Origin of the sequence: Streptomyces sp. NPDC047072 (assembly GCF_040643855.1) — a bacterium.
Taxonomy (GTDB): Bacteria; Actinomycetota; Actinomycetes; order Streptomycetales; family Streptomycetaceae; genus Streptomyces.
Genome location: NZ_JBEYVC010000269.1, coordinates 1 through 9,989, shown reverse-complemented (window position 1 = coordinate 9,989; position 9,989 = coordinate 1). Strand labels below are relative to the sequence as shown.

Genomic DNA, 9,989 nt, shown 5'->3' with positions numbered 1-9,989 from the left:
GCCGACGAGCACGACTCGACCGCGGTGCCAGTGGTCGAGGTGCACCTGCTCGGCGGAGTCGAACAGGTGGTCCGGGGCCTTCTCGAACTGGTCGGACAGCTCGCGGTGGCGGCCGTGCGGTCCGCCCTCGCCGACGCGGGACTGCCCTGGTCGCGGGTACGGGCCGCGTACGGCGGCAGCGACGCCGCCGGCAACGCCGACACGCTGGTGGCCGAACTCGGCCTGACCGGCGTGCCGTTCATCAACGTCCGCAACGGCTGCGCGACCGGCGGCAGCGCCCTCGTCTCTGCCGTGGCCGCGATCCGCTCGGGCGCGGCGGACGTGGCCCTGGCCGTCGGCTTCGACAGGCATCCGCGCGGCGCCTTCGACCCGCGGCCGGCCGACTGGGGGCTCGACGAGGCCTACGGCCGCGACGGACTGATGGTGACCACGCAGTTCTTCGCGATGAAGATCCAGCGGTACATGTACGACCACGGCATCAGCGCCCGCACCCTCGCGCTGGTCGCCGAGAAGGCGTACGCGAACGGCGTGCTGAACCCCAACGCGTGGCGCCGCAAGCCACTGAGCGCCGACGAGGTCCTGGCGTCCGGGATGGTCAACGACCCCCTGACCCGGTACATGTTCTGCTCTCCCGGCCAGGGCGCGGTCGCCCTGGTCCTGTGCAGCCGGGAGGCGGCCCGCGAACTCGGTGGCACACCGATCGCACTGCGGGCGGCCGTCGTGAGGACCCGCAGGTTCGGCTCGTTCGAGGTGTTCAGCCCGTGGGCGCCGGCCGGGACGCCGACCAGTGTGAGCGCCGACGCCGCCCAAGCCGCCTTCGAGGAAGCCGGGTTGGGGCCGCGGGACATCGACGTCTGCCAGTTGCAGGACACCGAGAGCGGCGCCGAGGTGATGCACCTGGCCGAGTGCGGGTTCTGCGAGCACGGCGAACAGGAGTCGCTCATCCCGTTCGGCGCGACCCGGATCGACGGCTCGCTGCCGGTCAACACCGACGGCGGGTGCATCGCCAACGGGGAACCCATCGGGGCGTCCGGGCTGCGCCAAGTGCACGAGATCGTGCAGCAGTTGCGGGGGCGGGCGGGGGAGCGGCAGGTCCCCTACGCGCCGCGGGCCGGGTTCACCCATGTCTACGGGGCGCCCGGCGTCAGCGCCTGCACGGTACTGACCCGCTGACCCGCTGACCCGCTGATGCGTCGTGAGGAGGACCATGGACGCCGTACCCGACCCGGACGCGTTCCGCGCCGAGGCCCGGAGCTGGCTGAAAGGCGTGGCGACAGCACGCCCCGCACGCCAGGAGTGGGGCCGAGGCGACGACTCGGTGGCCGTCTTCGAGAACTGGACCGAGGCCGAGGAACACACCCACACCGACCGGGCCCGGCAGTGGGAACGCACCCGCTACGACCAGGGCTGGGGCGCACTCGCCTGGCCTCCGGAGTACGGCGGCCGCGAACTGCCCGCGTACTACGAGCAGTTGTACCGGATCGAGGAGGCCGCCTTCGACGTGCCGAAGCGCGCCGAGATCTTCCCGGTCACCCAACAGCTCGTCGCCCCCGCGATCCGCATCTGGGGGAGCGAGGAACAACAGCGGCGCTGGCTGCGCCCCCTGCTCCGTACCGACGAACTCGCCTGCCAGCTCTTCTCGGAGACGGAGGCCGGCTCCGACCTCGCCGCCGTCCGCACCCGTGCCGTACGCGAGGGCGACGGCTGGATCCTGCGCGGCCACAAGATCTGGACCTCCGGCGCCCGGGTCGCCACCTGGGGCGTGGCCGTGTGCCGCACCGACCCCGGCGCACCCAAGCACGCGGGCATCACGGTCTTCCTGGTCCGCATGGACGCCCCGGGCGTGACCGTCAGGCCCATCCGGCAGATGACCGGAGGCACCAGCTTCAACGAGGTCTACCTGGACGACGTCCACGTACCCGACACCGACCGGCTGGGCCCCGTCGGCGAGGGCTGGCGGGTCACCCTCACCGTGCTCGCCGCGGAACGCCTCGACTCCGGCAGCCTCGGGCTCGACAACGCCGACCGCGCCCTCGACCTCGCGACACATCTGCCCCGTCCGCTCACCGACGGCGAACGGCAGCAGGCCGCCGACCTGTACGTCCGCACCCTCGTCCAGCGACTCATCGGACTGCGGGTCACGGCAGCCCTCGTCGTCGGCCGCGCACCCGGCGCCGAGGCCTCGGTCGGCAAGCTCCACGCCACCGCGACCATGCGCGCCACCACCGACCTCGTCCAGCAACTCCTCGGACCACGGCTCGCCGCCGACACGGGGGACTGGGGCACCTTCGCCTGGACCGAACACCTGCTCGGCGCGCCCGGCTACCGCATCGCCGGCGGCAGCGACGAGATCCAGCGCTCCATCCTCGCCGAACGGGTGCTGGGACTGCCCAAAGAGCCGAAGGGAGCAGGGCGTTGAGCACCACCACCGAGACGAGTGACCTCACGCGACGGGTGCGCGCACGCCTGGCCGAACGCCACCCCGGCGAGCCGCCGGGCGACCTGCGCACCCTGCCCGGTGGGCACTCGGGGCTCACCTACTCCATCACGGCGGGCCCCACCGCGTATGTCGTGAAAGCGGTGCCACCCGGCCGCCCGCCCATCGGGCGCAACGACGTCCTGCGCCAGGCCCGGATCCTGCGTGCCCTCGCCGGGTCACCGGTCCCCGTGCCGGACGTCGTCGCCGTGGACGAGGACCAACCGGCCTGGTTCGCAATGGAGTTCGTGGAAGGCGAGGCGATCGAGCCGGTCCTCGACGAGCACCGGCTCGAACCGGAATTGTCCCGGAGACGGATGCTGGCCCTGGCCCCTGTGCTGCGGGATCTGCACGGCACCGCCGCCCCCGTCGAACCAACGCTGGGTCCCGCGGCTGAACTGGAGCGATGGTCGCGCACCATGCGTGCCGTGCCGGTCGAACTCCGGGACGGATCCGAGGAGTTGCTCGCCGCGCTCGCCTCCCGGCTGCCCTCAGCCGTCCCGCCCGTTCTCACCCACGGCGACTTCCGGCTCGGCAACGTCCTGTTCCAGGGCGAGCGACCGGTCGCCGTCGTCGACTGGGAGATCTGGGGTTACGGCGATCCGCGCGCCGACCTCGCCTGGTTCCTCCTCTTCGCCGACCACCGCAACTTCCCCCGGCTCGGCCGCGCCGTCCCCGGCTTGCCCACCGAGCGGGACCTGCTCACCGCCTACCTCGACGGCCGGCCCGAGCCCCCCGACCTTGCCTGGTTCCGGGCCCTGGCCCGCACCAAGATGGCCGCGATCATGGGCCACAACCTGCGCCGCCACCGAGAGGGCCGACACCACGACCCCGACCAGGAACGGCTGCCACCGACCATCGCGGCGATGATCGACACCGCCCGCGACCTCCTCACCCCACGGTCCTGAAGGAGCGCCACCATGGATTTCGGACTCTCCCCGAGGGCCGACGAACTCCGCTCGCGCATGGCCGCGTTCATGGAGGAGTACGTCCTGCCCGCCGAGCCCGTCTACGACCGGCAGCTCGCCGAGGCGGAGAACCCGCACGAACTACCGCCGGTGATGCGCAAGTTGAAGGAGAAGGCGCGGGCGGAGGGACTCTGGAACCTCTTCCTCGCACACGGCGACTGGGGCGCCGGACTCACCAACCTGGACTACGCGCCCCTCGCCGAGCTGGCCGGACGGTCGGTGATCGGGCCCGAGGTGTTCAACTGCTCCGCCCCCGACACCGGCAACATGGAACTGCTCGCCCTCTTCGGCACCCCCGAACAGCAGGACCAGTGGCTGCGACCCCTCCTGGCCGCCGAGATCCGGTCCTGCTTCGCCATGACCGAGCCCGAGGTGGCCAGCTCCGACGCACGCAACATCCGCACCCGGATCGTCCGGGACGGCGACGAGTACGTCGTCAACGGCCACAAGTGGTACACGTCCGGGATCCTCGACCCCGACTGCCGGCTGATCATCCTGATGGGCGTCACCGACCCGGACGCACCCACCTACCGGCAGCAGAGCATGCTGCTGATCCCACGCGACACCCCCGGCATCACCGTCCTCCGTGACCTGCCCATGTTCGGGTACACCGACCGCTGCGGCCACGGAGACGTGCTCTTCGAGGACGTACGGGTGCCGGTCTCGGCGCTCCTCGGCGGCGAGGGAGAGGGATTCGCCCTGGCCCAGGGGAGGTTGGGCCCGGGCCGCATGCACTACGCCATGCGCGCGGTCGGATTCGCCGAACGCGCACTGGAGTTGATGTGCCGCCGCACCCTGGCCCGCACCGCGTTCGGCGGCCCGCTCGCGGAGCAGGGCGTGGTCCGGGAGTGGATCGCACGCAGCCGCATCGAGATCGACCAGCTGCGGCTCCTCGTCCTCAAGTCGGCCTGGCTGATGGACACCCAGGGCAACGCGGCCGCCCGTACCGAGGTCGCCGAGATCAAGGTGGCCGCGCTGGAGGTGGCCCACCGGGTGGTCGACCGGGCCGTCCAGGCGCACGGCGCGGCCGGGGTCAGCGACGACACCGTACTGGCACGGCTGTACGCCATCACCCGGGCGCTGCGGATCGCGGACGGGCCCGACGAGGTGCATCTGCGGACCGTCGCACGGCGCGAACTGGCCAAGTACCCCGAGGAGTCGGCGTGAACAAACACGCACTGGAAGGGCGGGTCGCGGTGATCACCGGCGGCTCGCGGGGCATCGGACTCGGGATCGCCAAGGCCTACCGGGAGGCGGGGGCCCATGTGGTCATCGCCTCCCGGAAACCGGACGGACTGGCCGCGGCGCGCGCGGAGTTGTCGCGGGTGAAGGGCGACGGCGAGATCCATCAAGTGGCCGCCAACGTCGGCGAGCCCGAGGACGCCGAGCGCTGCGTCGACGAGACGGTCTCCCGCTTCGGCCGGCTCGACGTCCTGGTCAACAACGCGGCCACCAACCCGTACATGGGCGACCTCCTCGACCTGGACCTGCCCCGTGCGGAGAAGACCGTACGGGTCAACCAGTACGGCATGGTCGCCTGGACGCGGTGCGCCTGGCGGGCGTGGATGCGTGAGCACGGGGGAGCGGTCGTGAACATCGCGTCCGTCGGCGGGCTGATCGTCGACCCCCACATCGGCTGGTACAACGCCACCAAGGCGGCCATGCTCCACATGACCCGGCAGCTCGCCTACGAACTCGGGCCGCGGGCGCGGGTCAACGCGATCGCCCCCGGACTGATCAAGACCGAGCTCGCCAGGGCCGTATGGGAGCCGAGGGAACCGATCCTGACCGCGCGGCTGCCGTTGCGCCGCCTGGGGACGGTGGAGGACGTGGCGCACGCGGCGGTCTTCCTGGCGTCCGAGGCATCGTCCTGGATGACGGGGCAGACGCTGGTGCTGGACGGCGGGGCGACCGTACTGCCGATCGGGGTGGAGCAGTGACCGCGGCCGGGAACCTCTTCTCGCTGCGGGGACGGACCGCCGTGGTCACCGGGGCCTCGTCCGGGCTCGGGGCCCGCTTCACGACCGTGCTCGCGTCGGCCGGCGCCACCGTCCTCGCCGCCGCCCGGCGCCTGGACAGACTCAAGGAACTCGCCGACGACGACCCCCGCATCCACCCCGTCGTCTGCGACGTCTCACGGGACACGGACCGGATACGGCTGATGGAGACCGCGCTCGACGCGACCGGACGGATCGACGTGCTGGTCAACAACGCCGGCGCGCCCGGAGCCGTACGGGCCGAGGACGAGAGCGCCGCCGACTTCGCGGACGTTCTGGCCGTGAACCTTGTGGCCCCCTTCCACCTCGCGCGCCTGCTCGCCGAGGCGCCGCCGTCCGGTCGTACGCGATCGGTCGTGAACGTCTCGTCCGTCCTGGGTCTCGTCTCCGGCGCTCCCCTGGGAGGTGCGTCCTACGCGGCGTCCAAGGCCGGGCTCCTCGGGCTGACCCGCGAACTGGCCGGACAGTGGGGCCGGTCGGGGGTGCGGGTCAACGCGCTCGCGCCGGGCTGGTTCCGCTCGGAGATGACCGAGGAGCTGTTCACCGACGAGCGCTCCCGGCGGTGGGTCGAACGCGGCACGATGCTCGGGCGCGGGGGCGAGCCGGGGGAGTTGGACGGGGCCCTGCTCTACCTGGCCTCGGACGCGTCCTCGTACTGCACCGGGCAGGTGCTCACCGTGGACGGCGGGTGGACGGCGCGATGAGGGTCACGGCCGAGGTCGACGGCGACCGGCTGGCGCGGGTCGAGCTGTGCCGCGGGTCGGGCAACGCGATCGACCTGCAGATGGCCCGGTCCCTGCTGGACGCGGCGCGCGAGTGCGAGCGGGCGGGAGTGCGGGCGGTGCTGCTCACCGGGAGGGGACGGTCCTTCTGCGTCGGCGGAGACCTGAAGGAGTTCGCCCGGCTGTCCGGGGCGCGGCTGGCGGAGCATCTCACCGCGGTCACCGACGCCCTCCACGGGGCGCTGCGTGTCTTCGCGGGGCTGGACGCTCCGCTGGTGGTCGCCGCGCAGGGGGCGGTCGCGGGGGCGGGGCTGGGGCTCCTGGCCGCGGCGGACGTGGCGCTCGCGGCGACCGACGTGACCTGCACGGCCGCGTACACCGCCATCGGGTACACGCCGGACGCCGGGGTCAGCTGGTCGCTGCCGCGTCTCGTCGGACCGCGGCAGGCGCTGGACCTGCTGCTGACGAACCGCCGTGTGGGAGCCGCCGAAGCGCTGAGGATGGGCCTGGTGAGCCGGGTCGTGGAGCCGGAGCGGCTGGACGAGGAGGCCCTGCGGACTGCGGAGGCGCTGGCCCGGGGCGCCACCGCGGCGTACGGGGCGACACGCAGGCTTGTCGGGCAGTCCCTCTCCGCCCGCCTGGAGGACCATCTCGACGTGGAGGCCCGCCGGCTGGCCGACGCGGCGGTGTCCGGGGAGGGCAGGGAAGGCGTCGCTGCGTTCCTTGCGGGGCGCCGGCCCGTATTCGCGGGGCCCGGTTCTGCCGGGGTGCCGGAACTCGATGCCGCGCCGTCGGAGCCGGGATGATCCCGGCCGCGTGGTGGGGAGCCCCAGGACACCCGCCAGGTCCACGATTCGTACCCGACTTGAACTTGGGTCTACTCTCGGACGACCGGACGGTGATCGGTACCGTCCGCGCAGAAGAGGGAGAGACGATGGCGAGGGCGCGGATCGTGGATCCGGAGGAGGGGCCCAGGTCGAAGCGCGGCGCGATCCTCGGGGCCGCCGTGGAGCGGTTCGGGGAGGACGGTTACGAGAACACCAAGTGGTCGGAGGTGGCCGACCGGGTCGGCATCGGGCAGACCGCGCTGTACCACTACTTCGAGTCCAAGGCCCACTGCCTGCTCACCATCATGCGCCTGGAACTCCAGCGCTCCCACGACCAGTTCGTCGAGGCCACGACCGGCCCGGTGGACCCGGTGGAGGAGCTGCGCGCGGCGGTCGGGGCGGCGTTCGCGGTGACCGAGCAGGAGATCCGCCAGATGCGCATCCTGCAGGCCAACATGTCGCTGCTCGCCACCCCGCGCAAGTCCAGGCGGGAGGAGACCGAGCGCGTCGCGGCCCGCCAACTGGTGCAGATGGTCGAGCGGGACTGGACGACCCTGCTGATGCGCGGCATGTCGAAGGGCGCCTTCCCGGTACGCGATGCGCACACCCTCGGCCTGGCCGTCCTCGGCATGATCGTCAGCGTCTGGCGGTGGTACCGCCCGACCGGCGCGATCCCGTTGTCGGAGATCAGCGAGATGATCGAGGGGTGCGTGGTGCGGATGGTCGCGGAGTAGCCCCCACGCAAGGCCACGCCCTGCCTCTTGTCGGCGGCAGGGCGGTGGCCGTACAGTCAAACTGAACTGAACTCAGGTTGTTTCATCGAGCTGGACTCATGGCGCCGAGGGAGAGCGAACGGCAATGGTGCTTCGCGAATACATGGCCCGGATGGACGGCCAGGACCCGGACAAGGCCCTCGAACTGCTGGAACCCGGCTTCCGGTTCCTCATCGCCCTCCCGGACGGCCACCGCAGCGGCACCTCCCGCGAGGAGTTCGCCGACTACATCGGCGCGCGCAACGCGGTCGACCGCCGGCACGAGATCGTGCGGTACGCGATTGACGGGGACGTCGAGACGGCGTACGGCTTCGTCGTCGACCAGGGCGTGACCACCGGGGCGTTCCTCTCCGCCGTACAGGTGTCGCCCGCCGGGCTGATGGCGCGCTACCAGTCGTTCTTCACACCCGACTTCGACCTCGTGGACCGGCCGTGAGCGCGCCCGCCACGTCCGCCGCCCCGTTCCTGACCCGCTGGTTCGGGATCCTGGACAGCGCCGACGCCGACCGGATCCTCGACCTGATCGGCGACGACTTCTCCTTCTCCATCCTGTTCTCCACCGGCGGCGACGCCGGCACCGACTTCCACGGCGGCCGGGCCGAGATGGAGGGCTACCTCGCCCAGCGCGAGGTCGGCGTCCGCACCCACCACCCGCTCAGCGCGTCCACCCTCGGCCGGGACGAGCTGTACCTCGGCGAGGTGCGCCGGTCGGGCGTACCGGAGGCGACCTTCGTGGCCTCGGCCCGACTGGACGACGACGGCAGGGTACGGCGGCTGCTGATCGGGCGTTCGCCCGCGGTCCTGTTCACCTGAAGCACCCGGGAGGCGCGATGTACAACCTCGTCCTGCTGGCGGCCCGGCCGCCCGAGTGGACCCACGAGCGGTTCATCGCCTGGTGGCGCGGCGAACACGCCGACCTCACCCGGCACCTGCCCGGCCTCAGGTCCTGGCGGCACACCGACATCGACGCGGCCCTCGAACCGCGCTCCGAGGGCTGGGACGGCCTCTCCGTCCTGAGCTTCGACACCGCCGAGGACCTGGACAAGGCCCTCAAGAGCCCCGAGTGGGCGGCGGCCGTCGCCCAGGTCGGCGACATGCGCGGACGCCGGATCGCCGTCATGGGCGGCGAGATGCAGATGTACGGCAACTGAAGCGGTCCTGCGCGACGAGGCGAGGAAGCGGATGCGACAGACAGTGCGGGAGTTTTACGACCGGGCCGAACAAGCAGACTTCACGGCCGTCGTCGACGACCACGGACACCACGGCGCGCGTGAACTCCTGTGGCGTGCCCACGAGTTGGCCGAGACAATGGGGCCGGGCGGCACCGTGCTGCTCCAGGCCGACAACTCGTGGCGTACGGTCGCGGCGAGCCTCGCCGTGGGGAAGGCCGGCGGTGTCCTCGCCCTGGTCAACCGGCACACGACCCAGGCCGAGTTCACTGCCGCCGTCGAGGACATCCGACCGGACGTCCTGATCGCGGAACCGTCCGCCCTGGAGGAGTGGGGCGGCGCCGCAGCTCTTGCGGACGCGCGGACGGCCGAGGCCCTCGACGGCTGGAGCGTCCGCGCCGGCCACGGCCCGCGCGATGTCTCCCGCTGGTCCGGCGGGAGCCTCATCGGCCTCACCTCCGGCTCCACCGGACGGCCCAAGGGCGTCGTCCAGACCGAGAGCGCCCTGCGGTACGCGTGCTCGTGCACGATCGACGTCAACGGCCTGAGCGCCGGGGACGCGGTGGCCGCCGTCGTTCCGCTCTCCTCAACCGCCGCGTACTGCTTCGGGGTCTGTCTCTCGCTCATGCTCGGCGGACCGCTCGTCCTGTGCGGCCGATGGGACCGCGACGAGGCGCTCGCGCGCATGGCCGCGCACGACGTCCGGTGGACCATGTGTGTGCCCACCATGGCCCTCCAGATGGGCGCGGCCGCCGCCGGCTCGAAGGTCCTCGACGGCGTCCGCTCGATCACCGTCGGCGGCGGACCGATGGACCGGGGCGCCCTTGCCCGAGCCGAGCGCTCCCTGGGCACGCGGATCCTGCGCGTCTTCGGCATGTCGGAGTGCCTCGGCCACACCTCGCCCAGGCCCGACGACCCCGAGGAGATCCGCCTCGGCCGTGACGGACGGCCCTTCCCTGGCACCGATCTCAGGGCTGTTGCTCCTGAGGGGACCGTTCTGGGGCCTGGGGTGACGGGCCGTGCGCAGGTCCGGGGCCCGTCGCTGTTCCTTGGCTAT

Annotated in this window: 12 protein-coding genes; all 12 read left to right on the top strand. The window is 72.2% G+C overall.

The window, feature by feature from the left end:
• The first annotated feature begins 39 nt into the window (after nucleotides 1–39).
• Nucleotides 40–1,173: a thiolase family protein gene (locus tag ABZ896_RS50255; RefSeq protein ID WP_360945392.1), complete on the top strand. Its 1,134-nt coding sequence runs from the start codon at nucleotides 40–42 to the stop codon at nucleotides 1,171–1,173.
• Nucleotides 1,174–1,207: 34 nt separating this feature from the next.
• Complete coding sequence (locus tag ABZ896_RS50250) at nucleotides 1,208–2,419, top strand: acyl-CoA dehydrogenase family protein (protein WP_360945389.1); 1,212 nt, start codon at nucleotides 1,208–1,210, stop codon at nucleotides 2,417–2,419.
• Entirely contained in the window at nucleotides 2,416–3,384 is a 969-nt protein-coding gene (locus ABZ896_RS50245; RefSeq protein ID WP_360945387.1) for a phosphotransferase family protein, read from the top strand. The genes ABZ896_RS50250 and ABZ896_RS50245 overlap by 4 nt, the downstream gene beginning before the upstream one ends.
• 12 nt (nucleotides 3,385–3,396) lie before the next feature.
• Complete coding sequence (locus ABZ896_RS50240; protein ID WP_360945384.1) at nucleotides 3,397–4,611, top strand: acyl-CoA dehydrogenase family protein; 1,215 nt, start codon at nucleotides 3,397–3,399, stop codon at nucleotides 4,609–4,611.
• Nucleotides 4,608–5,384 carry an SDR family oxidoreductase gene (locus ABZ896_RS50235; RefSeq protein WP_360945381.1) on the top strand — a complete coding sequence of 259 codons (777 nt, stop codon included), beginning with the start codon at nucleotides 4,608–4,610 and terminating at the stop codon, nucleotides 5,382–5,384. Before ABZ896_RS50240 ends, ABZ896_RS50235 begins: the two co-directional genes overlap by 4 nt.
• Nucleotides 5,381–6,145: an SDR family oxidoreductase gene (locus tag ABZ896_RS50230; RefSeq protein WP_360945378.1), complete on the top strand. Its 765-nt coding sequence runs from the start codon at nucleotides 5,381–5,383 to the stop codon at nucleotides 6,143–6,145. Before ABZ896_RS50235 ends, ABZ896_RS50230 begins: the two co-directional genes overlap by 4 nt.
• Nucleotides 6,142–6,969: an enoyl-CoA hydratase/isomerase family protein gene (locus tag ABZ896_RS50225; protein ID WP_360945375.1), complete on the top strand. Its 828-nt coding sequence runs from the start codon at nucleotides 6,142–6,144 to the stop codon at nucleotides 6,967–6,969. Before ABZ896_RS50230 ends, ABZ896_RS50225 begins: the two co-directional genes overlap by 4 nt.
• 128 nt (nucleotides 6,970–7,097) lie before the next feature.
• Nucleotides 7,098–7,724 (top strand): TetR/AcrR family transcriptional regulator, encoded by a 627-nt coding sequence (locus ABZ896_RS50220; RefSeq protein WP_360945372.1) that lies wholly within the window; start codon nucleotides 7,098–7,100, stop codon nucleotides 7,722–7,724.
• A gap of 124 nt (nucleotides 7,725–7,848) precedes the next feature.
• A complete protein-coding gene (locus tag ABZ896_RS50215) occupies nucleotides 7,849–8,199 on the top strand; it encodes a nuclear transport factor 2 family protein (protein WP_360945369.1) in 351 nt (116 codons plus the stop codon).
• Nucleotides 8,196–8,576, top strand: coding sequence for a nuclear transport factor 2 family protein (locus ABZ896_RS50210; RefSeq protein ID WP_360945366.1), 381 nt, complete (start codon nucleotides 8,196–8,198; stop codon nucleotides 8,574–8,576). Before ABZ896_RS50215 ends, ABZ896_RS50210 begins: the two co-directional genes overlap by 4 nt.
• Nucleotides 8,577–8,593: 17 nt before the next feature.
• Nucleotides 8,594–8,914, top strand: coding sequence for an EthD family reductase (locus ABZ896_RS50205; protein WP_360945363.1), 321 nt, complete (start codon nucleotides 8,594–8,596; stop codon nucleotides 8,912–8,914).
• Nucleotides 8,915–8,945: 31 nt separating this feature from the next.
• The coding region (locus ABZ896_RS50200; protein ID WP_360945361.1) for a class I adenylate-forming enzyme family protein at nucleotides 8,946–9,989 on the top strand (1,044 nt) is incomplete at its 3' end.